This is a genomic window from Dactylosporangium sp. CA-139066 (genome assembly GCF_050936175.1).
Classification (GTDB): Bacteria; Actinomycetota; Actinomycetes; order Mycobacteriales; family Micromonosporaceae; genus Dactylosporangium.
This window is the reverse complement of record NZ_JBNJNH010000001.1, coordinates 7,578,039-7,601,367: the sequence shown is the minus strand read 5'-3', so window position 1 is coordinate 7,601,367 and position 23,329 is coordinate 7,578,039. Positions and strand designations below refer to the sequence as shown.

19 protein-coding genes are annotated in these 23,329 nt (G+C 71.9%); all 19 read left to right on the top strand.

The features are described 5' to 3' along the window. The first annotated feature begins 239 nt into the window (after positions 1-239). The 19 genes from ACQEVU_RS34860 to ACQEVU_RS34770 all read left to right on the top strand — a co-directional run bounded on the left by ACQEVU_RS34860 (position 240) and on the right by ACQEVU_RS34770 (position 23,312). Positions 240-686, top strand: coding sequence for a MarR family winged helix-turn-helix transcriptional regulator (locus ACQEVU_RS34860; RefSeq protein ID WP_433331179.1), 447 nt, complete (start codon positions 240-242; stop codon positions 684-686). Positions 687-1,266: 580 nt separating this feature from the next. Then, positions 1,267-1,983 (top strand): hypothetical protein, encoded by a 717-nt coding sequence (locus ACQEVU_RS34855; RefSeq protein WP_433331177.1) that lies wholly within the window; start codon positions 1,267-1,269, stop codon positions 1,981-1,983. A 338-nt stretch (positions 1,984-2,321) separates the two neighbouring features. Further along, positions 2,322-3,047 carry a hypothetical protein gene (locus tag ACQEVU_RS34850; RefSeq protein ID WP_433331175.1) on the top strand — a complete coding sequence of 242 codons (726 nt, stop codon included), beginning with the start codon at positions 2,322-2,324 and terminating at the stop codon, positions 3,045-3,047. Between the two features lie 595 nt (positions 3,048-3,642). After that, complete coding sequence (locus tag ACQEVU_RS34845) at positions 3,643-4,527, top strand: hypothetical protein (protein ID WP_433331173.1); 885 nt, start codon at positions 3,643-3,645, stop codon at positions 4,525-4,527. After that, positions 4,502-4,942: a hypothetical protein gene (locus ACQEVU_RS34840; RefSeq protein ID WP_433331171.1), complete on the top strand. Its 441-nt coding sequence runs from the start codon at positions 4,502-4,504 to the stop codon at positions 4,940-4,942. Before ACQEVU_RS34845 ends, ACQEVU_RS34840 begins: the two co-directional genes overlap by 26 nt. Further along, positions 4,939-5,649 (top strand): hypothetical protein, encoded by a 711-nt coding sequence (locus ACQEVU_RS34835; protein ID WP_433331169.1) that lies wholly within the window; start codon positions 4,939-4,941, stop codon positions 5,647-5,649. Before ACQEVU_RS34840 ends, ACQEVU_RS34835 begins: the two co-directional genes overlap by 4 nt. Beyond that, on the top strand, positions 5,646-8,321 hold the full coding sequence (locus ACQEVU_RS34830; protein ID WP_433331167.1) for a hypothetical protein: 2,676 nt from the start codon (positions 5,646-5,648) through the stop codon (positions 8,319-8,321). The genes ACQEVU_RS34835 and ACQEVU_RS34830 overlap by 4 nt, the downstream gene beginning before the upstream one ends. Before the next feature lie 127 nt (positions 8,322-8,448). Further along, positions 8,449-9,945: an SCO6880 family protein gene (locus tag ACQEVU_RS34825; protein WP_433331165.1), complete on the top strand. Its 1,497-nt coding sequence runs from the start codon at positions 8,449-8,451 to the stop codon at positions 9,943-9,945. Further along, positions 9,942-11,585: a hypothetical protein gene (locus tag ACQEVU_RS34820; RefSeq protein ID WP_433331163.1), complete on the top strand. Its 1,644-nt coding sequence runs from the start codon at positions 9,942-9,944 to the stop codon at positions 11,583-11,585. The genes ACQEVU_RS34825 and ACQEVU_RS34820 overlap by 4 nt, the downstream gene beginning before the upstream one ends. Continuing rightward, positions 11,585-13,447 carry a type IV secretory system conjugative DNA transfer family protein gene (locus ACQEVU_RS34815; protein ID WP_433331161.1) on the top strand — a complete coding sequence of 621 codons (1,863 nt, stop codon included), beginning with the start codon at positions 11,585-11,587 and terminating at the stop codon, positions 13,445-13,447. Before ACQEVU_RS34820 ends, ACQEVU_RS34815 begins: the two co-directional genes overlap by 1 nt. Positions 13,448-13,517: 70 nt before the next feature. Next, on the top strand, positions 13,518-14,123 hold the full coding sequence (locus ACQEVU_RS34810) for a hypothetical protein (RefSeq protein ID WP_433331159.1): 606 nt from the start codon (positions 13,518-13,520) through the stop codon (positions 14,121-14,123). Then, a complete protein-coding gene (locus ACQEVU_RS34805; RefSeq protein ID WP_433331157.1) occupies positions 14,120-14,674 on the top strand; it encodes a hypothetical protein in 555 nt (184 codons plus the stop codon). The genes ACQEVU_RS34810 and ACQEVU_RS34805 overlap by 4 nt, the downstream gene beginning before the upstream one ends. Next, positions 14,674-14,934 carry a hypothetical protein gene (locus ACQEVU_RS34800; RefSeq protein WP_433331155.1) on the top strand — a complete coding sequence of 87 codons (261 nt, stop codon included), beginning with the start codon at positions 14,674-14,676 and terminating at the stop codon, positions 14,932-14,934. Before ACQEVU_RS34805 ends, ACQEVU_RS34800 begins: the two co-directional genes overlap by 1 nt. Beyond that, the gene (locus ACQEVU_RS34795) at positions 14,931-15,512 is read left to right on the top strand and encodes a hypothetical protein (RefSeq protein ID WP_433331153.1); all 582 of its coding nucleotides are present in this window, start codon (positions 14,931-14,933) and stop codon (positions 15,510-15,512) included. The genes ACQEVU_RS34800 and ACQEVU_RS34795 overlap by 4 nt, the downstream gene beginning before the upstream one ends. After that, positions 15,470-16,603: a M23 family metallopeptidase gene (locus ACQEVU_RS34790; protein ID WP_433331151.1), complete on the top strand. Its 1,134-nt coding sequence runs from the start codon at positions 15,470-15,472 to the stop codon at positions 16,601-16,603. The genes ACQEVU_RS34795 and ACQEVU_RS34790 overlap by 43 nt, the downstream gene beginning before the upstream one ends. Before the next feature lie 136 nt (positions 16,604-16,739). Beyond that, a complete protein-coding gene (locus ACQEVU_RS34785) occupies positions 16,740-17,477 on the top strand; it encodes a TnsA-like heteromeric transposase endonuclease subunit (protein ID WP_433331149.1) in 738 nt (245 codons plus the stop codon). Then, complete coding sequence (locus ACQEVU_RS34780; RefSeq protein ID WP_433331147.1) at positions 17,474-19,465, top strand: helix-turn-helix domain-containing protein; 1,992 nt, start codon at positions 17,474-17,476, stop codon at positions 19,463-19,465. The genes ACQEVU_RS34785 and ACQEVU_RS34780 overlap by 4 nt, the downstream gene beginning before the upstream one ends. Further along, positions 19,462-20,598 carry a TniB family NTP-binding protein gene (locus ACQEVU_RS34775; RefSeq protein WP_433331145.1) on the top strand — a complete coding sequence of 379 codons (1,137 nt, stop codon included), beginning with the start codon at positions 19,462-19,464 and terminating at the stop codon, positions 20,596-20,598. The genes ACQEVU_RS34780 and ACQEVU_RS34775 overlap by 4 nt, the downstream gene beginning before the upstream one ends. A 5-nt stretch (positions 20,599-20,603) precedes the next feature. Then, complete coding sequence (locus tag ACQEVU_RS34770; RefSeq protein ID WP_433331143.1) at positions 20,604-23,312, top strand: TniQ family protein; 2,709 nt, start codon at positions 20,604-20,606, stop codon at positions 23,310-23,312. Positions 23,313-23,329 lie beyond the last annotated feature (17 nt).

Below are 23,329 nucleotides of genomic sequence, written 5' to 3'. Positions count from 1 at the left end.
CGCGGTGGGAAGTGACGGATCCGGATCCAGGACTTCCGGCAGCAGATGCTTCATGGTCATCGGCTTCGCCGCGTTGCACACTGCCCCTGACGCATCTGCAGCACTTATCGTCAGGAGACGTCGTGCAGCCACGCCAAGGCAGACCTGCTGCCAAATCTGCGACAGCCAGGCAGTCGACCGTCAGAACCTTGCAACCTCAGCTGGCGGCAACTGCCGCTCCAGCCACAGCTCCGGCACTCGTGCCGCTAGACCTGACAGCGGCAATGAACGCCTCACCCGCATCCGCCCTGATTCCGGCACTGGCACGGGTCGCCCAGGTCGCGCAGAACGAACTGCAGAAGAAAGTGCTCACGACCTACGGGCTGGACTGGAACGAATTCCAGGTGCTCCGCGTCGTTGAAGCGTTCCCGATGATTCGCAGCTCACAGGCCGCCACCAAGCTTGGCTTGCATCGCGCCACCCTCAGCGGCGTCGTCGCTCGACTTGAGGCCCGCAACATGCTCCGGCGGCTCGAGTCCGAAGATCGTGTCCGCGTCGACCTCATCCTCACACCACGCGGGTCGGACATATGGCGTCTCGTCAGCGCTGCCGTCTCAGAGCACGAGCGGGAGTTCGTCCGCAGGCCAACCGCGCGCCGCGCCCTCGTCGCCTTGTCACGCCACATCGGATCAATCACATCAAAATAGTCAGCGGCGAAGCAAAGCAGGATCCCCGCCGAGGGCAGCACCGTCGACTCGCCGTCCACGCCCTCGCCGTGCGCAAACGGCAGCACCTGCTCCAACACGGTCATCATCGCGGCGACACAGACCAGCCGCCGGACATATGTACGCAAGTCGATGTCGTCGCCGAAGGTGGCATTCACGAACCGCTTTCACGCCTCACCCCGGCGGCCGAGGTCGGGGCCGACCGCAGTGCTGCACCTATGCTGGTGCGCGCGGTACGGACGGGCACAAGCTGCCGGTGCGCAGCAGATCGACGATGCCGCGCGGAGTGCTCAACTGAAATCGGTGCGCGTCGAGCTCCGCCCAGCTGCGCGAGTTGGAAGACCCCGACGCTGTCGCCACACGGCGACGGTGATGTGGACGGGCAGCGTGCCCGGAATGCCGCGGGCCGGCACGTTCTACGGTGCGCATCCAGCATCTCCTTGTGAGTGGATTGCCGAACGTCCTGAGCCGTTGCGGCAGCGGCCGATAGCAACGCTCGCAGGCGCACCGTCACATGACACGGCCTGACGCGTCCAGTTACGTCCCGGCACGTTCCGCTGGCATGCGTCCGGCCGACATGATCGAAGGCATGGACCTTCTTGCACGGGAACTGCCTACCGGCTGGTGGGGCAGAGACTACGAGGCCGGTGTCGTCGACGGCATCCTCGAGGCGGCTACTACCGCCAACGGATGCGTACAGGCGTTCGCCGCCGCCTACCACGCCGAGAGCGCCGGCAACCAGGAAATCCAGGAGGCGCTGCTCGCGGCGGAGCGCAGTGTCACGGCTGGGATTCGACGCGCAGCTGCCATAGAACGCTACGGCGCGCTCACGTCCTACAGTGACGCGCTGCTGCGAGCCTGGGCGCGGATAGCGCTGCACCTGACCAGGGTGACGACGACGGCATGGCACCTGCAGGCCGCGGACCGCGCTGCCGCCACCGACGGCAGCCAGGCTTGGCTGCGAGAGGTTGAGCCGGTGTCCGCGTTGTACGCGACCCCGCCGCGGCTGCTCAGGTCGTTGGCGCCGATGCCGCCGTCGCCGGGCGACGCAACTGACGACTGGGACGCCGAACGTGACCTGCACATGTCGTACCAGCGGATCGTCGATGCGGTCCAGATCGGCCATGCGCACCGCACACCGCCGGAGCTGTTCGACCATGAGCTACCGGGCGAGTACGACGCTGTCGCCGGTCTGGGCCTGCTCGACCTAGCCGAAGCGCTACATGACTACGGTGCGCAATCGCTGTGGCTGCTGGCGGCGCAGACCACCATCCGATAAGCGCGCCCGACCAGCGGTACGGCTGGCCGGTTGTGCGAGCTATGACCGGCCGCGTGAGCACGGCACCGGCGAGGCCGAAGCTCTCAGGGTGGATGCCAACGCTCGTAGAACGAGGCGTTGGATGCGGTGAGGTCGTGCGCCGCCTCACCCCCTGAAGCCCACGACGATGTTCCGGCGCAACGGTCGCGGACGTGCTACGGCATCACAGGCGGCATCGGCCGACTGGACAAGCCGCGGAGCAGAGCACGGGGACCGATGCGCGCCGCGCGGCTGGTGACACCCGGCCACACGGGGTGGCACCTTCTGCGCCGGGCACGGTGCAGCTGACGTTCAATCACATGAACACGCATCTGTGTGACTGTCTGGCCGGCGTGTGGGGCACCTTCTTTGAGCGTGGCCTCGTCGATCGGCTGCTCGACGCCGCCACGGCGGCACGCGACACCGCTGAGGCGGTCACCGCCGCCGAGTCGGCGGTGTGTCGGTCGGACCGACAGGCCCAGCAGGCTGGGCTCGCGCTGGGTCGCGGCGGCCGGACCGCCTTGGCGTGGTCCGCCGCGCGGCAGCGACGTGCCAGCGGCCGTGCTCATCTTGCCGACCTGGCCGGGCAGTGGGGCGTGCACGCCCTGCACCTGGCTCGCGTCGCGGCGACCGCGCTGCGCATCGTCGTTGCCGACCCCGCAGCGCCGGTCACCAGCCGGCAGGTCGGCTTCGGATCGCTCGTCGCCGTCGCCGCCCTCGTCGACGATCCTGGACTGCTGCCCGCACCGCCGGGTGCGGTCCTGCATGCCGACCCTTCCGATGCGGCGACCCCGCCTTCGCTGCTCGTGTCGTACCAGCACGTCCTGGACGCCATCGGCGGTGGACCCGCCAGGCTGCCAGGACACCGGGGCTGTGCCGCCCCGTGCCTCGAAGCGTCGCAGCCGGGCGCACCGCTGCGGTTGGCCGCCGCGGTCCATGCGTACGGGTTCGAGGCGTTGCGCCAGGTCGCGTTGGTGACCTCGACGCTGGAGGAAGTCCGCCACTGCGCCGCCTACAGGCCAGCGCAGGGTCCTGACCTGCGCTGATGCGGAAGGCCACACCCCCGGCCACGTGGTGACACGTTCCGGTCGGGCGCCGTGGGCGGCAGTGTCGATGACGTGATCGCTGCGGGAGCGTCCGCGTCGCGGTAGCCGACCTGGCTGCTACGGGGGATGGCGGCCGCTTCCTGGCATGGCGACTCCGTTGCGCCGGGCCACCGGGGCCCGGCCGGTTGACCAAGCCGTTCGTCACCCGACGGCAGCGATCCGGCCCGCGCGGGGCCCACCCTCCCCGGCGTCCCGCGCGGGCCAGCCCGCAGTCCCTGAACTCCGCGACCGGCAGGCCGGTCGCGGTCTGGAACGTGCGCGCCGTGGCGATGCGCCACCCCGAGCGTCGCGGCCCGCACCTTCATTACCCCTTGATCCGGCCAGTGAACGGAGTGAACCGGTGGCATCGAGCACGCGCCGCAGTGGCACGCCAGGACCGCAGCCGGGCCGGTCGGCGGCAGCGCCGCAGCCGGTACCGCCGGTCCTCAGGCGGCGACCGGCCGGCGGCTCCACACGGCCGTCCGGCCTGGCACCGATACCGGCCGGGCCGCTGCCCGCAGGTTCTGTAGATGCGGCACGGCCGGCGACGGTGGTCGTGCCGCACGAGTTCGGTGGTGGAGCGGCGGCCGAACGGCTGTGGCTGCACGCCGCGACCTTGCCGCTGGGCAGCTGCCTGATCGGCGCCACCTCCGCCGACGGCGGGGTCGGCCGCTCCACGCTGATCGCTGCGCTCGGCGGCGTCCTCGCCCTCGCCGCGCCCGGCCCGGTGCTGGCGCTGGACACCACCGGCCGGTCATGGAGCGGACTGACCGAACGCACCGGCCCCGGTGACGGCACGCTCTGGGATGCAGTCCAGGCGCACCAGGCCGGAACCCTGTCCGCGGGGTTTGCCCCTGCGGTGCCGTGGACGCGGCGCGGCCCGACCGGCCTGCACGCGTTGACGGCCGAGCCGCAGCGCACCGCCACTCGTCGTCCGCCGGTCCTTAACGAGAGCGTCCAGGTCATCAGCGCGCTCGGCCCGCACACCAGCGCGGTGCTGGCGGAGCTGCCGGTCGCGGACGTCCGTGGCGTCTGGCAGTACCTGAGCGTCGCCACCTGTCCGCTGCTGGTGGCCCGGGCCAGCGTCGACGGCGTCCGCCACGCCCTGCACCTGCTGTCCCAGCTACGGGCCGGCGGTCTCGGCGCGGTCGCCGACCGGGCGGTTCTGGCCGTCGTCGCCGGCGTGCCGAAACCGTCGCGGGACGTCCGTGCCGCCTGCCATCAGGCCGCCGACCAGGTCGCCGCGCTGGTCCCGGTGCCGTGGGACGCCCACCTGGCTCGCCCCGAACCGGTCGACGTGCGCCGCTGCCGGCGGATCACCCGCCGCGCCCTGGTCGAGCTCGCAGCCGCCTGTCTGCCGCCGAACCCGCACGCCGGGACCCGCGAACAGCCCATGTCCGCCACCGCCCACCGCGGTGTCAGCGGCACGCCCACCCTCTGATGTGAAGGAGTTGATGTCGATGTTGTCCTACGCGGGGGCGTGGATCGCAACGGCCATCACCACCGGTGCTCCACAGTGGACACTGAGACTCGCGCCGACGCCAACCCCCACCACGGGAACGGATCCCGGTGGCGGGTTCGACTGGACGCGGGTCAAGCCCGACCCGGGCGCGGTGCCGAACACCGACATCTTCTACACCCTCACCAACGCCACCCTCTACATCGGCATTGTCGCCGCCGTGTGCGGTCTCGTCGCCGGTGTCATCGCCTTCGGTGTCGGCCCGATCTTCGGCGCTCATGTGGTGTCCGACCGCGGCAAGAGCATGATGTGGAAGGCCGGGCTGATCGCCATCATCGTCGGTTGCGGCGCGTCCACGATCGCCTGGCTGATCCAGACATCGGCGGTCCAGCAGTGACCGGATTCAAACCCGCCCGGGCGCAGCGCCCCGCCTGGCCGCGTACGCTGCTCGCCGTCGTCGCAGCGCTGGCCGCGGGGGCGGTCCTGCACGCCTGGCTCCGCCCGTCACCCGCCACGGTGACGTCGCCGCCCCCCGCCGCAGTGCCGGGCGACGGGATCCGGGTGGTGGATGGGGTTCCGGTCGGGTTCCCCGCGACACCGCGCGGCGCCGGTGACGCGGCCGCCAGGTTCGAGACGGCGCTGTCCACGGCCGGTGGCCTGACCCGGCAGGACGCGACCGCGCTGATCCGGCGGCTGTACCCGGACGCCACCGATGACGAGCTCGTGCAGCTGCTGCCGACGTTGCCGCGCGAGCAGGCCGCAGGGATCTGGCAGAGCACAACGGTGCGGGTATGGGCCGAACGCGCCGACGACACCGCCGCGGCCGTGCCCATCGGCGGGACCGTGCGGGTGCAGACGCTGATGGTGTCGCTGTTCGGGCCCGGCACGGACGGGATGACCGGCGTCGGCGACGGTGGCCCGGCCGGGATGTGGACGGTCCACGACCTGACGATGCGCTGGACCGACGGCGGGTGGCGGCTCGCCGGGCTGCAAAGCCCGGTGCCGGTCCCGCCGCCGGACGTGGCGGGCACCGTCCGGGACGGCACGCCCCGCGACGGACAGCTCCTTGCCCGTGTCCTCGGCCCCGACAGTTGGGCGCCGTGACCATGACCATGATCGTCAGCACGTCAATTCACCGGCCCATGGCCGACCCGGCGCCGCCGGTCAGCGCGACCGGCCCGCACGGGCTTCGGCAGCTGCCGTGCCGAGTGGTCGGGATGCTCCTCGCCGCCGCGGTGTTCGCGTTCGTCGCCGGCCAGCCGCTCACGGCCCGGCCGCCCCGCGCCCTCGCCGAGCTGCTCGCCGACAGCACCGCGACCGGCCACAGCGGGACCGGCAGCGACCGGGTGCAACTCCACACGCCCGCCGCGGTGTGGGCTGGCGCCGCCGGTCTGCGGCTGGCCCGGACGCGCCGCGTTGCCACTGCGCCGCCGCGGACACGTACCGGCACGCCGGCGGGACGTCGCCGTCGCCGCGGTCCCGAGGAGCCGCTCCGTGCTGGGGAAACGTCGGCGACCGAGACGGTGCGGCCGACGTGGCGGCGGTGGCTGCGCAGGATCGGGATCTGCGGTGCGCTGCTCGCCGGGCTGCTGCTCGTCCCGGCAGTGGCGCACGCCGACCCGACACCGGCACCGCCGTCGCCGAGCGCGCCCGCGCAGCCACCGACGACAGCGGCGTGCGGCGGCGGGGATCTGCCCGCCGATCAGCAGCGATGGTGCTTCGGCTGGGCCGTCTACACCGCAAACCCGGCGAAGAACGCCGTGTCGCACTGGACGACGGCATGCAGCCGCACCAAGTCCCCCGACGAACTCGCCACGTGCCAGACGGTGTCGCTGGAGTTCACCAGCAAACCCAAGGACGGTGCTCGCGCCACCCTCGCCGACGTGCCGGTCGGGACCAAGCCGGTGAAGGACATGGTCGGCTGCAAGCAGTTCACCGCCGCCGCGCAAGCTGCCGGTCGCAACAACCGCGAGGGTTTGCAGGAGATGCAGGTCTGGCTGGCCATGGCCAGCCGCTGCGACGCGATCGCCGCGGCGCTGCTGCCTGCCCTCGGCTCCACAGTGGCGCCGCCACCGCCGAAGGCCGACGAAAAATGCGACGTCTTCGATCAGCAATGCAAGATCGACAAGGCGGTCGGTGGTGCGGTCGAGCGGGGTATCGACGCCGGCATCCAGGGCGTCATCAACCTGATCGTGCAGGGTGTCGCTGTCGTGCTGGCGTGGCTGGCGTCGCAGGTGTTCACACAGACATCGATCGGCGCCCCAGACGACGCGTTCTACCTGGTCTACAACTCGACCGCAGGCATCATGTTGATCTTCGTCTTCGTGCTGTTCATCATCTCGGCGATCATCAACACGCTCCGCTTCAACGGCGGACCCAGCCCTCTCGCCAGCGTCGGCGGCCTCGTCCGCGCCGTCATCGGCATCGTGTTCGCCGGCGGGATCGCGTGGCTGATCGTCACCGCCTGGGACCAGGCGACCAACGCCCTGCTGGCGCAGAACGACAGCACCGCCTGGGACGCATCGATCTGGATCACCGCGCTCACGAACCTGTCAGCCGGGGCAGGCACCGGCGCCATCGCGCTCGTCGCTGGACTGTTCTCGCTGATCGGGCTGCTGTTCCTGTTCATCATCATGTTGTTCCGGGGCATGCTCACCACTGCCGCGGCCGTGTTCGGTGCCGTCGCGATGGCCGGCCAGGCGTCGCACGAGACCCGCTCCTGGGGCCGCCGCTGGTTCTGGACCGTCAACGCCCTGGCGATGAGCAAGTTCGCGATCGCCGCGTTGTGGATCTACGGCACCCGGGCCGCGTACGGGTCCAACGACATCACCACCGTCCTGCAGGCAGTGCTGATCATCTGGCTGATGGTGCTCGCCCCGGGCATCCTGCTGCGGCTCACCGCGATCTGGGACGGCTACCTCGCCGACGCCAACGGCCGCGGGTTCGCCACCGCAGCCGCCGCCGGGATCGGTGACCTCGCGGGCCGGGCTGCGGACTCGCTGATGGACCGCCGCAACGGCGGCGGCGACAGCAGCGGCGGCAATGCTGCCGAGGTGATGGCCGACAACGTCGCCGACATGGACGATGCCGGCAGCAACACCGACACCGGCGCCGACGACACCGCAGTCGAGGGTGCCGCCGACACTGCCGGTGAACTTACCGAGGACGCCGGGTCGAACGAGTCGGGCGAACCGGTCGGCGCCGTCGACAGCAAGGGCGGACCGGCCGCAGGCGACGACGGCGGCACGGCGAACAGCGACGAAGCCGACGCGATCGCCGACAACGCCGCCGGCGCCCAGACCGATGTCGCTGCCGCCACCCATGACCTGTCCGAGGCCGGCAAGGGCGGCGACCAGGACGGCAACGGTGGCGGAGTGCAGGTGCCGACGGACCCGACCGGTGCAAGCGGCACCGAACAGACACCCGGCGCCGACGACACCACCGGCAACGGCACTGCCGACCCGAACATAGCCGGTTCCAGTACCGGCGCGGCGGACGCGCCGTCGGGCGGCCAAGACGGCGCGGCCAGTCCGCCCAGTGCAGGTGACAGCTCCGGGCCGGCCGGCGCCGGCGCCACGGACCCGGACGGTGGTGCGTCACCCGCCCAGCCTGCCGGAGCGCCAGCCGGCGCGGACGGCGGCGGCTCGGGCAGCGCCACCGATGCCGGTGCGGGCGCCGATCCTCCAAGCGGCGGCGCACCTGCCGGCGGTGAAGGCGCGGCTGGTGCGGGTGGCGCCGGGGGCGGCTCCAGCGCCGCGGCTGCGGCCGCGGTCTGACACCGGCGCACCTGCCTGCGCAGACCACCGGCCGATCGATCCGGCCCGGCCAGCACCCATCAGCGACCGGCGTACGCCACACGGCGCGCCCCGCCAACACACGGACAAACGCACGGGGGAAGTACAGATGACACAGTTCAGTTTCCCGCCCAGGTCAAGCCGCGGGGCGGTACTCGGATTCACGTGGGCGCAGATCGGCACGGTCGTGGCCGGGCTGATCGTGGCGGTGATCGGGATCAATCTGCTCGCCGCCGGTCACTCCTGGTCGGCGACCGCCGCGTTCGCGGCGGCCGTGCTGCTGTTCGTCCTGGCCCTGGTGCGGCTGCGGGGGCGGCGGATCACCGAGTGGGTGCCGGTCATCGCCGGGGCGCTCGTGCAACGGGCGACGGGGCAGGACCGCTACCGCGGCGCCGTGTTCGCCGACGGCGGCGTCGAGCGGCATATGGACCTGCCCGGCCCGGCCGCCGGATACGCGTGGCTGCCGGCCATCGCCGCGGACGGTACCACCGCGGTCGGGTTGCTGCTGCACCGGCGCGAGAAGACGGTCACCGCCGCGCTGGCCTGTTCGGGCGCGAACTTCATCCTCGCCGACCGCGACGATCAGAGCCGGCGCCTCGTGGACTGGGCGCGGCTGCTGAACATCCTGGGTTCCGAGTTCGCCGACGCCGGGCTGGTGCGCTGGTCGGTGACCAGCCGTGCGGTCCCGGACGCCGGGAACCGGGCGGCGCGGTTCCTGCAGCAGCGGGCGGTCGAGCGCAGCAGCGTCGCGTACCGGTCCCTCGCAGAAGTGACCGCGGCCGGGTCGGCGATGGCGCAGCGGCACGACATCCACCTCGTGTGCGTCTTCGACATCGCCCGCATGTCGGGGCAGATCGCCGAGGCTGGCGGCACCGACGCAGCGATCGCGGCAGTCGTGCTGGACAAGCTGCCCGGCATCGCCGCGTCGGTCGCCGAGGCCGGCGTCAGCACGCACGGGTGGCTCACCCCGCGCCGGTACGCGGCGGTGCTGCGCACCCAGTGGGACCCGGCCGAGCAGGAGACCGCGGACCTGCGCACCGACGGCCCAGCCGAGGTCGAACCACGGCTGGCCGGGCCGGTCGCCGCGGAGGTGGTCGGCTGGGACACCTACCGCCATGACGGCGGCTGGTCCCGCACCCTGTGGGTCGCCCAGATGCCGCGCCAGCCGGTCGGGTCGACGTGGCTGACCCCGCTGTACACCCGCACCACCTGCCGGCGCACCATCACCCTAACCGCGCAACCCGTCCCGGCGGAACTGGCGAACCTGGCCTCCCGCCGCGACCAGGTAGCCCGGGCCGGCGACGCGGCGACGAAGACGAAACTCCGGCTCGTCCGCACGGCGCGGGAGGACGAGGAGGCCCGCTCGGTCAAGCAGATCGACCGGGAACAGGCTCACGGCCACGTCCGCTACCGCTACGCCCTGCTCGTCACCGTCACCGCCGCCACCATCGAGGACCTCAACCGCGACACCCGCGCGGTGAAACGCATCCTGTCGCGGGCCGGCTGCGACGCGGTCGTCCTCTACGGCGAACAAGACCAAGGTTTCGCCGCCGGGGCGCTGCCGCTCGCCCGGGGGCTCAAGCCGATCCGCGGGTGGGCCGCATGACCCGCCGGACCCGCACCCCCGCCGCGACGGTGCGGCGCGAGGGATCGCTGCGGGATCTAATCGAGCGCACCGCCGCCGAACACGACCTGCGCACCGCCACCCGCCGCCTCGAGCAGCAACAGCGCGCCCTGGCTGCGGACGAGGAACGGCTGACCGGGCTGCCGTCGGTCGACCGCCGCGGCGGATTCGGCACCGCCGCCGGGCGGGCCGGGGCGCGGCTCAACCTGCCACCGCTGACCACGACCTCAGCGCAGTTGTGCTCCGTGTTTCCGTTCGTTGTCGGCGAGGAGTTGCCGGTCGACGGGCCGTTCGTCGGCCTCGACGTGTACTCCCGCACCCCGTTCTGCTTCTCCTTGCACGAGTTGTACCGGGCGAAGGCCATCACCGCCCCGAACATGGTCGTGTCCGGCAGGATCGGCACGGCCAAGTCCAGCCTGCTCAAGACCCTCGCGTTCCGCGGCGTGCCGTTCGGGGTCAAGTTCTACGCCGTCGACATCCGCTCCGAATACGCGGAGCTCGCCCGGCTCTGTGGCATCAGTACGGTCCGGATCGGCCCCGGGCTCGGCACCACCATCAACCCGCTCGCTGCGATCCGCCGCGACCCGCTCATGCCGGTCCCGCAATGGCTGCAACTGCAACGCTCCCGCCGCCTGCTCCTGGTCGAAGGGCTCCTGGAGATCCAGGTCGGGGAGCGGCTGACCGAGGCCGAACGGTCCATGATCGAGTACGCCGTCGACGCGGTCACCCGCGCCGAGGACGGCACCGACCCCGACCGACAGGCCACCCCGACCTTGTCGATGGTCCTGCACGCGATGAGCCGGTCCGAGTTGTGGCGGCACCGCCTCGACGCCGTCAACTACCCCCTCGACGCGTTCACCGCCGACTCCCGCCGTGTCCGGCTCGCCCTGGAACGACTCATCCGCGGCGCCCTCGGCGGCGTCTTCGACAGCGACGACACCGCCACCCAGGCCCGCATCGACTTCACCCAGGCCGGCGCCGTGCTCGACCTGCAGGCGATCCGCTCCTCCGACCAGCTCACCGCCATGGCGATGACCTGCGCCCAGTCCTGGCTAGAAGCGGAACTGTCCCGCCCCGCAAGCGGCCCCAGGGTCTGCATCTACGACGAGTTCACGTTGGTCGCGAGGCATCTCGGCCTGGTCCGGCGGATGCGGGAACAGACCAAACTCGCACGCGCATTGGGCATCGGCAACATTCTCGCCTTCCATCGTTTCTCGGATCTTGCGGCGGTCGGGGAGGCCGGGTCCGAGCAGGTCCGCATCGCCCGCGGTCTCATCGAGGACTCCGGTGTCCGGGTCTCCTACGGCCAGGAACCCGGCTCCCTGGAGCAGGCCGCGGAGTTCCTAGGCACCAACGACACCGAGACCGACCTGCTGCGGCACCTGCGGCAAGGCGTCGGCCTGTGGCGCATCGGCAACCGCTCCATCGTCGTCCGCCACCAACTGTCCACAGTGGAACGCCGCATGGTCCATACCGACAGCCAGATGGAAGCCCTACCCGACACCAGCGACGACCCGGCACCGGACGAGCCCGCCACCGCCGGTGGCACCGACCCTGAAGGCGATGCAGGGCCGCCCGACCGCCTGACCGGGGTCGGCGCCACGGATCGGCAGGTGCCGTGATGCCCCGCCCGCCGCTGTCCGCCCCCGGCCATCACCTGCCCAAGCAGGGCCTGGCCCGCGGCGACATCATGGTCCGCCTGGCGATGCTCGCCATCCTCGCCGTGGTCCTGCCCACCATGACGTGGACCCTGTGGCTGGCCGGCCAGCTCGGCGGCGGCGTCACCCACCTCGCCTGGCCGGACACCCGTCCCGCCGACGCGCCCGGCGTCGCGTTCCGCCTCGCCGGACACCTCGGCGACCCAGCCCAGGCGTGGCCGGCCGCGGCGCGCGCCGACCTGCCGCCCGGGGTCGTGCTCTACCTGCTGTGGCTCGGGCTGTTCCTGTGGCACGCGTTCCTGATCGCCGTGCCCACTCTCGCGGCCGGGCGGCGGCTGCTACGCCGGCGCGGGTTCGCCCGCCGCACCGCGGTCCGGGCACTGCTCAGCCCGGCCGCGGTCCTCGCCCGCGTCGACGTCGTACGGCCCGGCCTGACCATCCGCGACACCGACACCCCGCAGCAACGGACGGAGAAGGAAGCCCGGCGCCAGGACCCGCACGAGGTCGGCCGGTTCCTCGGCACCGACGTGCTCACCGGCGAACCGCTGTTCCTCGCCAACGAGTACACACTGGTCGCCGCGGCCGTCGCCCGGTTCGGCGGCAAAACGTCGCGGTGCGTGATCCCGCGGGTGCTCGACGCCCGCGGCGCGGTCATCTCCACCTCGACCCGCCTCGACGTCGCCGCGGTCACCTACGCCCGGCGCACCCGGATCGGCCCGACACACGTCTTCGAACCGCAGGGCGAGATCCCGATCGCCGGCGTGGAGCGGCTGCGCTGGTCACCGATCGAAGGCGCCGAAGACCAAATCGTGGCGATGCTACGCGCGTCCGGATTCGCGTCCGGATCCGGCGTCGGCAGCGACAGCGTGGAGAACGGCAAGTACTTCCAGGACCAGGCCGCCTCCTTGATCCGCGGGCTGCTGCACGCGGCGGCCCTGGACGGCAAGGCCACAATGGTCGACGTCCTGGCCTGGTCGCAGAACCCGGCCGACGCCCGGCCGGAGCGAATCCTGCGCCACCACGGGGCCCACTCGTGGGCCGACAGGCTCGCCCGGCACCGGGAAACGACCGGCCGGGCCCGCGACACCATCCAGTCCGTCATGTCCGGCGCCCTGGACGCGTTCAACGACCCCCGCGTCCTCGCCGCGTGCTCGCCACCGCGAGGCCAGCAGTTCAACACCCGCGAATGGCTCAACGCCGCCGGCACGATTTACCTGGTCGGCACCCGCGACGCCCAGGCCCTCATCGCCCCGCTCCTCGGCGCCGTCACCGAAGACCTGCTCTACCAGGCCAAACGGGCCGCGCTCACCGCGCCCGGCGGCCGGATCGAACCCACGCTGTACCTGGTCGGAGACGAGATCGCCAACGTCGCACCAATCCAGTCCCTGCCGTCGCTGATGACCGAGGGCGGTGGCTCCGGCATCGCCATCGACCTGTTCATGCAGAACAAACAGCAACCCCTCGAACGGTGGGGCGAGAAGGCCGGCCGGGCGATCAACGCCTCCGCCAACGCCGAACTCGTCATCGGCGGCTCCACCGACGTGCAGGGCCTCAAAGACGCACAATCCCTCGCCGGGCAAATCCTCGAGGTGTCCTCCGGACACTCCTGGGGCGGCGGCCGAGCCTCCGTGTCAGAGAACGTCCGCCGCGAGAACCTGCTCGACCTCGCCGAGCTGCGCACCCTGCCCGAAGGGCGGGCCCTGGCCTTCGTCGGGAACCTGCCGCCGGTCGAGCTGCAGCTCACAGCATGGTGGGAACGCCCCGACGGCGCCGAGCTCACCGCCGACCGCGACGCGTTCCAGCGCCGGATCGCGAAGGCCGCCTGACATGGCCCACCCCACGCAACCCACCCCGGACAGCACGGACCCGGCAGGCTCCCCGTCACCGACAGGGGCCGTGGGCGGTGACGTGCCGCCGGAACTGCAGGCGGCGGCGATGCTCAGCGAGGGACTCGCCGAACTCGTCGAAACCGTCGGTGACCTCGCCGACTCCCACTTCGCCCTCCGCGAGCAGGTCCAGACCCTGGCCGAGCAGCTGCGGCCCGGCCCGGCCGGACCCGCACCAGCCGACCTGCGCTGGCGCGTCCTGGACCGGCCGACCGCGTCGCAGGTGTGGATCTGGCTCATCGACTGGGTCGGCTGGTGCATCGACCGGTACAGCCTCACCGAGGAAATCCCGGCGTGCTGGCCCAGCCACCCGCCACTGGTGGAGGAACTCACAGCCCTTGCTGCGGCCTGGCACATCGCCTACGACCCGCGGGCGGCATCCGACGCGCCGCTGCGCTGGCTTGAGGCGCTGGCCCGCGCCCGGCCCCGGCTGCGGGAGTGGGACGACCACACCCGCTGCCGCAACGGCGAACACCACGAGCGGCGCATCGACCTGACCTGGCCGGCCACCTGGCGCGACCAGGCCCTCGACGCCGCCGAACACGACCTCACCGGACGTGCGACGCCAGCGGCACCCGAGACCGGCAGCAACGAGGACGGCGGTGAGCGGCCATGAGTACCCGACCGGCAGAGATCACCACCCCGTACGGCTGGACCGAACTGTTCGAAGCGCTTCGTGCCACCCGCGACGCCATTCGGTGGATCGACGCCCGGATCGACCACTACCGGGACCTGCGCGCCGGCGACAAGCCCGCCGAACCGGCGACCACCGATCAGCCTGCGGCAACCGCCGAGTCTGCGCCAACTGGCGCAGTTGCCGTGCGCGTCGAGGTGTCCGAGCCCGAACCCGGACCGCGGTGGAACGGCGCCGACTTCGTCACCGCCCTCGCGGCGTTCGTCGACCAACGCATCGAACAACACCACGACGCGCGAGCTGACGACCCGTCCACCGAACCCGCCACGCCGGCCGGCAAGGCGGACACGAGCACCGAACCCGAGAAAGGCACAGACGCCATGCAACCCGATGAACAGCAACGCCGTGACGCCCTCGTCATCGAAGAACACGACCGCCAGCAACGCGATCTGCAGTCCGACGGCGTCCTGGACGGCGACGAGAACCCCGAACCCGGCGACGGCGGCACCGCCGACCTGGAGCTGGACGGCTGATGCGAACCACAGCCCTCTCCGCCGCCGTCCCCAGCCCGGACACCGGATACCAAGCCATACTGGACCAGATCGGCGCCGCCGCCGACAGCATCCGCCGACAGGTCGCCTCGGCCCGGCACGCCGAACCCGGACGCCGCATCCGCGCTCTCACTGACCTGGCGGCGCACCTGCACACGGCCGCCGACCAGCTGCAGGAGCAGCTGCGTCAGCAGGCCGACGACGGCTGGCCGCCGCTGCCGCCGACGGACGAGGCGCCATGACCGCCACCCCGACGGCCAGCAGCCGCCGCACCGCCTCCAGCAGCGGCGCGAACCCGCAGACCGGAACCACCAGTCCCGGTGTGCGGTTCGTCGTCGCGGTCGCGCTCCTCGCCGCCCTGGCGGGGTGCGCAGCCGGTCGTCCCAACCATCCGCGGGAACCGTCGATGCCGTCGGTGACCACGGCGCCGCACCAGGACGGCAACCCGGACACCAGCAGCGACAGCGACAGCGACGAGGAGGACGCGGGACCGGCCGCGAGCACCACGGTCACGCCACAGGCCGTCCAGGCCGCGGTCGCGTTCGTCACCGCGTGGGCGCGCCCCGGCCTGGACCAGCCGACCTGGCTCGCCGACGTGAGCCGGCACGCGATACCCGAGTACGCCGCCGCCCTGGCCACCGTCGACCCGGCCAACATCGCCGCCCACCGGATCGTCGCCGACGCGGTCCCACAGACCGCGACCCCCGACGCCGCCGACGTCGACATCCCGACCGACGCCGGCACCGTCCGGGTGGTGCTCGTGCTGCGCGACGGCCGATGGCTCGTCGCCGACGTCCGCCCCGTCCAGGAGTCTCCGTGAACCGCACCCGCGCGGCTGCTGCCGCGCTCGTCGTCGCGGTCGCAGCCGGGTGCATGCTGGTCTTCGGTTCGCTCGGCGGCGACAACCCGGCATACGCGTGCACCCCACCGACGGGCAGCGGCGCGCCGGTGGCCGTACGGGCCGACGGCTTCGAGGCCGTCGGCGTGTGGAAGCCGGACCGGGTCGCGAACGCCGCGATCATCGTCAAGGTCGGCGCCGACCGCGGTGTTTCCGCCCGCGGCTGGGTGATCGCGGTCGCGACCGCCATGGTCGAGTCCAGCCTCATCAACACGCCGGTCGTGACCGACCACGACAGTGTCGGGCTGTTCCAGCAACGTCCCAGCCAGGGCTGGGGCACCCCAGCACAGCTCATCGACCCGGTCTACGCCGCGTCGAAGTTCTACGACGCGCTGCTCAAAGTCGACGGCTGGGAGACGATGCCGTTGACGAAAGCGGCGCAGGCGGTTCAGCGCTCGGCGTACCCGACCCGGTACGCAGCCAAGGAACACGACGCCGAACAGGTCGTCGCCTACGTCACCCAGCACCAGTCGATCACCGAACTGCCCGGCGCCTCCCCGGCCGGCTGCGCCGGACCCGTCGCCCTGACCTCGTCCGGCTGGACGAAGCCGGTCGAGGCGAAAGTCGGCTCCGGCTACGGCCAGCGCGACGGCAAACTGCACGCCGGCGTGGACCTGATCGCTCCCCGCTACACCGTCATCCGGGCCGCGTCCGCGGGTGTAGTCGTCTGGGTCGCCTGCGACCGATCCACCGGCAACTGCGACGTGGATGGCAGCTCGAACGCGCGAGGGTGTGGTTGGTATGTCGACATCCGGCATGCCGGCGGCATCGCCACCCGCTACTGCCACATGGTCCGCCGGCCCGACGTCACCGACGGGCAGCAGGTTGCCGCCGGGCAGCCGATCGGGCTCGTCGGCACCTCCGGGCACTCGTCTGGCACCCACCTGCACTACGAGGTGCATCTCAACGTGCCGTGCAACACCGACCGGTGCACGTTGACCGGGAAAAACTCAACCGACCCGGTGATCTTCATGTCCGGTGTCGGTGTCGTCCTCGGCGAACCGGTCGTGTAGGTTCTCAATGAATCTTGCACTTTCTCATCGATCTGTCACTCGGTCTGTCACTTCGCGACATTCCGTTGAGAAGCGCTCGGCGCGGCTCGGGCGTCCGATATTCCTTCCGGTCGATCATTCGGCCATGTCTATCAAGTTGGAAGACCGCCTGTCGTCGGTGCAGGTGAGGTACCGTCCCGCTGCTGGTGACGACCTGGTTGGTGCCTCGCTTGGCCGGGTGTCGCCGGCGGAGTTGTTCGCGGCTCGGCCGGTGCGCGAGTTCTGCTGGTACAAGGGTCGCACGTTCTACTCGGGCTGGTATTGGTCGGCGACGACCGGTGGGTTTGTGGCCTACGAGAGCCGTCTGGAGTTGGCGCGGGTTCTGCTCGCGGACTTCGATGCTGGGGTCTGCGGGATGGCGGCGCAGCCGTTCCAGCTCGAGGAGGTGGTCGGCGGCAAGCGTCGCCGGCATGTGCCGGATCTGCTGCTCGAGCATGGCGACGGCCGGGTCACTGTGGTGGACGTGAAGCCGGCCTACCGGCTTGCGGATCCGGTCGTCGCCGCGGCGTTCGCGTGGACGGCGGAGCTGATGGCCCTGCGGGGCTGGGCGTTCGAGGTGTGGTCGGGTGCCGATCGGGTGCTGCTGGCCAATGTGCGGTTCCTGGCCGGGTATCGGCGGGCGTTCACGATCGATACGCGGTTGTGCGGGCCGGTGCTGGACCTCGCCGAGGCGCAGGTGAGCCTCGGTGGGCTGGAGTGTGCGGCGCGGTCGATCGCGCCGCCGGAGCAGATCCGGCCGGTGGTGCTGCACCTGTTGTGGTCGCACCAGCTGGGCAGCGACCTGTCGGTCGCGTTGGGCGCCGGGTCGCCGATCTGGCGGGTGGGGCAGCGATGAGCCGGGGGTTAGCCGGCAATGGCGCGGTGGTGAGCGTCCGGGTCGGTGCGCAGCTGCTGTTTGACGGCGATCTGGTGCAGGTCGTGGAGCTCGACGGCGCCGGCGTGACGGTGCGCAACGAGCGCACCGGGCAGTTCCAGGCGCTCACGCTCGGCCGGCTGGTGGCTGGCTGCACCTCGGTCGGCGCGCCGGTCGAGACGCTCGCCGCGGGTAGTGCCGGCGCGACCCTGGCCGGGCTGACGGCGGCGCAGCGCGGCGAGGTCGCGGCCCGGGCTGGGCATGTTCTGGAGCTGCTGGATCTCGACGGTTCGCGGTTGCGGGACCGGCTGGTGGTCAAGGCGGCCGAGCTGGGCGTGTCGATCCGGACGTTGCAGCGGTGGATCGCGGCCTACCGCCGCGACGGCGAGGCCGGGCTGGTCGATACCCGGGTGATCACAGGGTTGGGCAGGCGGGTGGACCCGCGGTGGGATGCCGCGGCGCGGGCGGTGATGGCGGCGAAGGTCGCCGACTCCACGCCGACGCGGGCCGCGTTGCTGGCCGCGGTGTCGGCGCTGCTCGTCGAGGAGTATGGGCCGGGGGTGGTGGCGCAGCCGTCGCAGGCGACCGCCTACCGGCGGCTGGCGGAGCTGGCGAAGGGCACCAACGCGGTCGCGGGCAGCGCGAAGGGCCGCCGGTCGATCGCCGACCGGCCGCAGGGCGTCTACGGCCGGCTCCGCGCGACCCGGCCGGGGGAGTACCTGGTGCTCGACACCCAGGACCTGGACGTGTTCGCGATGGAGCCGGTGACCTGCCGGTGGGTCCGGGCGCAGCTGACGGTGGCGCAGGATCTGTTCACCCGCTGCATCGTGGGGTTGCGGGTCACGCCGGTGTCGACCAAGGCGGTCGACGTCGCCGGGGTCCTCTACGAGGCCGTCGCCGGGCGCCCAGGACCGGCCGTCTGGCCGCGGGAAGCGGCGTGGCCTTATCACGGCGTCCCGGAGACCGTGCTCGTCGACGATGGGACGGCGCCGGAGCTGGTCTGCGCGCCTGAGACGATCGTGGTCGACCACGGCAAGGTGTTCCTGTCGGGGCATGTCCGGGCGGTCTGTACCCGGCTGGGGATCTCGATCCAGCCCGCGCAGCCGCACAAGCCGACCGACAAGCCGACGGTCGAGCGGTTCTTCCGCACCCTGCGCGAGGGCCTGATCCAGCATCTGCCGGCCTACAAGGGCCCGGACATCTACTCGCGGGGTGAGCGCCTCGAGGACGAGGCGTTCCTGTTTCTGCACGAGCTGCAGGACGTGATCCGGGAATGGGTCGCGGCCGTCTACCACCTGGCGAAACACGACGGTCTGACGGTCGCGGAGTGGCCACGGCTGCAGCTATCGCCGGCGGAGATGTTCGCGGTCGGGATCGGCAAGGCCGGGCGGCTGCGCATCCCGGCCACGCCGGAGCTGGCGCTGGACTTCCTGCCGGTGGCTGCCCGCTCGATCCAGCACTACGGCGTCGAGGTGCACGGGCTGCGCTACAACGGCCCGGCGCTGGACGGCTACCGCAACGCCCGCAGCCCCTACGGCGGCGCCCTGGCCGGCAAGTGGCCGATCCGGGTGAACCCGGACGACGTCCGGCACGCCTGGTTCCAGGACCCGGCCGACCAGCGCTGGCATCGCCTGGATTGGGAGCACGAGCCGATGCTCGGCACGCCGTTCTCGGCCGAGGCCGCCGCGCACGCCCGCCGGCTCGCCGTCGGCGGTGTGGGCGGGTTCGACCCGGCGAAGGCCCTCGCCGAGCTGCTGCAGCGTTGGGACACCGGCCTGGTCACCGACCGGCGGGAACGGCGCATGGCGGTGCGGCTGGCCACCGAGTACGCCGCCCTCCCGGCCCCACCACGGCCGGCGACGCAGCCGCGCACCGGGGCTGAGCCGGTCGTGGTGGTGGCTGGCGACGACGATGCCGAGGCCGACCTGGACGGCGGGTTCTACGACGACGCGTTCGAGGTGCTCGGATGACCACGACCGTTTCGAGTGCCGGGCTCTACACGCTGTCGCGCAAGGAGGGCTGGCGCCGCTGGACCGATGCGGCGTCGCGGGTCCGGCCCGACCTGCTCATGCGCCGGCAGCTCGGCCGGCTCGGCGCCGACGCCCGCGCCGACTTCGACGACGCCCGCCACGACTGGCACGCCAACTTCGGCACGATCAAGACCCCGCAGCTCGCCGCGATCCACGACGAGCTCGACCAGATCGTCGCCACGAACCGGCAGGACCCCGACCGGGTCCGCGGCGCCGCGGTCATCGACGCGCTGCCCGGGCTGGGCAAGACCACGATCGCGAACACCTTCGCCCGCGACTTCGACCGCGCCCAGCGGCGCCGGCATGGCGAACGCACCGACGACGGGCACGAGCACCTGCCGGTGTTCCGGGTCGGGCTGACCTCGCGGACCACGCTGCGCACGCTCAACCGGATGATCTGCGAGTTCTACGGCCATCCCGGCACCGACCGGGCCAACGCCGCACAACTGGCCAGCTTCGCCGTCGACTGCGTGCTGTCCTGCCACACCCGGATCGGGATCATCGACGACCTGCACTTCATCGACCCGAACCGCCGCGACGGCGTCGACGTGTCCAACCACCTCAAATGGCTGGCCAACGAACTGCCCGTCACGTTCATCTACGCCGGCGTCGGACTCGCCGAACGGCGCCTGTTCGCCGAAGGGCTCACCGGCGACAGCGCGGTCATGGCCCAGATCGCCCGCCGGTGGACCCGCCTCGAGCTCCCACCGTTCCACGTCACCGACCCAGCCGGGCGGCGGCACTGGCGCAGCCTGCTCAAAGCCACGGAACGGCAGCTCGTGCTCGCCGACGCCCACCCCGGCATGCTCACCGACCTCGACGACTACCTCTTCGCCCGGGCCACCGGCCACATCGGCTCCTTCATCACCCTGATCACCCGCGGCTGCTACAAAGCCATCCGCACCGGCGCCGAAACCCTCACCCAAGACCTCCTCGACACCATCCGGATCGACGAAGCCTCCGAAGCCGCCCGCCACCAGCTCCAGGGCACCCTGACGGGTGCCCGCCGGACCAGTCGGCCGCCGGCACCGCGAACCGCACCGGCGGACACGTCCACGGCGGGGAAGCGGTGACCATCGTGAACGCGACCCGCGCGCCACGGACGCTGCCGCTGCGGATCGACCTCGGCGACGGTGAGGCCCTCGACTCGTGGCTGCTGCGGCTGGCCCACCGCAACGGCATGCCGCTGCGCTGGCTGACCACCACGCTCGGGTTCGGTGACCGGCTCACCGTCTGGCGCAACTACGCCCTGACCTGGAACCTGCCGCCGGAACTGCTGCGCCGCATCGAGGCACAGACCGGCCTGCCCGCCGGAGCCCTCGAGGCCGCGGTCCTGGACCAGTTCGACCAGCTCGGGTGGCGGCCTATCCCCGGCTCCCGGTTCTGCCCGCCCTGCCTCGCCGAGCTCGACGGGCGGTGGCCGATCCGCTGGCAACTGCCCTACACCTTCGCCTGCCTGACCCACCACACCCTGCTCGCCGTGCTCTGCCCGGCCTGCCACCGCACCCCACGCAGCCTGATCTCCGAACGGACCGGACTCGCCCCGCCCCACCGCTGCACGCTCGGCAACACCCGCCACGCCTCCGCCTGCGACGCCGACCTGCAGACGCACCCAACCCACCCGCTCGACCCGGCCGATCCGCGGCTGGCCACCCAGGCCTGGATCAACGCCCGGCTCGACCACGCCGACGGCGCCGCGATCACCGACCTGCGCGACCTCGACACACTCGCGTCCTGGTTCCTGCACCGCATCCAGCCCGCCGAACTGCACCACCTCGGCGCCGACAGCGCCGCCGCGCTCACCGCCCACCGCGACGGCCGGCACGGCCTCAAACGGCACCCGCCCACCGCCGGGCTGATCGCCGCCGCGATGGCCACCCACGCCGTCAGCGTCCTCACCGCCGGCGACGCTCACCGCGCCCAGCGGGCGAAACCATTGCTGCGCAACGTCTACACCGCCCACCGCCCCGTCCAACCCGGCGACGGGCACCGGCCGACCGCGCGCGGGCCGATGCTGTCCCAGCGGCGCCTCGACCGGTTATCCGAGCCGCTGCGCCGCGCGATCCTCACCGCGATCGACCCGCTGCTACCGGCCGGGGAACGGCTGCGTTACCGCACCTGCACCACCACACCACGAACACCCGACACCCACGCCGCAGCCGACCGGGCCCGGCACGTCCCCCAACACCTCTGGCCCGACTGGCTGATCCGGCTCCTGGCACCGCGGGGCGCGCACGTCGCCGAGGTCGCCGCCAACATCCCCAAAGCGCTGCTGATCCCCGGCAACCCCGCCCGCAACCTCCACGCCACCGCCGAACTCGGCCCCTGGCGCGCCAGCACCGGCGTCTTCCTCTCCACGACCGCCCAACACCACCCCGACACCCTGACCGCGATCTGCGCCCTCGCCGACTACCTCGACACCCACGGATCACCGATCGACTACCGCCGCCGCCGGACCACCTTCACCGACATCACCCTTACCCAGCAGCAATGGCACGACCTGTCCTACCAGGCCGGCACCGACCCCGGCCGCGCCGGCCGCCACCTCGCCGCCCGCCGCTACCTGTTCCAGCTGCTCACCGGCGCCGACCTCACCAACCCCCAGCACCAACTCGCGACCACCACCGGTGTCGCCAGCAGCGCGCTGCAACGGTTCAGCCGCACCATGACCACCGCACTGCGCGACATCCTGGCCCGCCACGCCACCGACCTGCTGCACGCCGCAGGCATTGACGAACCCCTCACCTGGAGCCCACCCGCCGACTGCGTCGCCGGACTCGTCCTGCCCGGCCGCGAACCCGACGACATCGACCTGGCCACCGCCCAGACACTCCTCGACGTCGAGCACCTCGCCGTCGCCACCGTCGCGCGCCGACTCGGCGTCGCCGCCGAACACGTCCGCTACGCCCAACAACAGTTCCACCGCCCGGCGCCGGCACTGCGCTGGAACTCCCCGACAGCGGCCCGCCAGGCCCGGGACCGGGCTGCGGCCGAGCTCACCGAGGCGTTCTTCGACCGCGAATACCACCAAGCCGGCCGCACTCTGCGCGGCATCGCCGGCGCCTTCGGCATGCCTTACCAGGTCGTTGTCGAACGCGCCCGAGCCCATGCCATCCGCATCGGCGTCCGCCGCAAGAAGCCCGTCGCCGAACCACACGACACGCCGGACACGGCACCGGCACCGCGGACGGCCGCCCCAGCACCGTCCCGCACCACGCCGAGACCGACACTCGCAACCAACCCCAGGAATCAGGTCCGCATCGACCCCGACTGGCTGCGCGAACAAGCCGGCGCGCTGCGCCGGCCAAACACCGACATCGCCGCTGAACTCGGCCTCAGCCACGAAACCATCCGCAGACACCGACGCCGGCTCGGCATTCCAGCCCGCCCCTCCGGCGGCGCTGGCCACGCCGTCAACACCCGCCGCCACACCGCGCTGCCAATCGACCTCCGCCGGGCGGCCGAAGGACAACGCCACGGCTGGCAACGACTCCGCCGCTTCGAACAGATCGCCGTCCACCCCAGCATCAACGCCGCGGCCCAAGCCCTCGGCCTGCACCAGCAGAACCTGTTCCACCAACTCGACCGGCTCGAACACGACATCGGCGCCGCCCTCATCCACCGCACCACCAACCGCTACCAGCCCATGACCCTCACCCCACGCGGCCGGCGGCTCCTCGACCATCTGGCCCGACCCGACATCCGGCAACTGCTTGACCGTTACGCCGCGCAGCCATACCCCGCTCCGAACGAACCCGCCGACGTGACGAATGCGGCAGATCGATGAGTCCGCCGGTGTCGACG

Bases quoted from the DNA above. Each gene is read 5' to 3' on its own strand.
- ACQEVU_RS34790 (WP_433331151.1), top strand. From the start codon at position 15,470: ATGGCTCGTCGCCGACGTCCGCCCCGTCCAGGAGTCTCCGTGAACCGC.
- ACQEVU_RS34820 (WP_433331163.1), top strand. From the start codon at position 9,942: ATGACCCGCCGGACCCGCACCCCCGCCGCGACGGTGCGGCGCGAGGGA.
- ACQEVU_RS34855 (WP_433331177.1), top strand. From the start codon at position 1,267: ATGCGTCCGGCCGACATGATCGAAGGCATGGACCTTCTTGCACGGGAA.
- ACQEVU_RS34825 (WP_433331165.1), top strand. From the start codon at position 8,449: ATGACACAGTTCAGTTTCCCGCCCAGGTCAAGCCGCGGGGCGGTACTC.
- ACQEVU_RS34800 (WP_433331155.1), top strand. From the start codon at position 14,674: ATGCGAACCACAGCCCTCTCCGCCGCCGTCCCCAGCCCGGACACCGGA.
- ACQEVU_RS34775 (WP_433331145.1), top strand. From the start codon at position 19,462: ATGACCACGACCGTTTCGAGTGCCGGGCTCTACACGCTGTCGCGCAAG.
- ACQEVU_RS34850 (WP_433331175.1), top strand. From the start codon at position 2,322: ATGAACACGCATCTGTGTGACTGTCTGGCCGGCGTGTGGGGCACCTTC.
- ACQEVU_RS34805 (WP_433331157.1), top strand. From the start codon at position 14,120: ATGAGTACCCGACCGGCAGAGATCACCACCCCGTACGGCTGGACCGAA.
- ACQEVU_RS34815 (WP_433331161.1), top strand. From the start codon at position 11,585: ATGCCCCGCCCGCCGCTGTCCGCCCCCGGCCATCACCTGCCCAAGCAG.
- ACQEVU_RS34780 (WP_433331147.1), top strand. From the start codon at position 17,474: ATGAGCCGGGGGTTAGCCGGCAATGGCGCGGTGGTGAGCGTCCGGGTC.
- ACQEVU_RS34795 (WP_433331153.1), top strand. From the start codon at position 14,931: ATGACCGCCACCCCGACGGCCAGCAGCCGCCGCACCGCCTCCAGCAGC.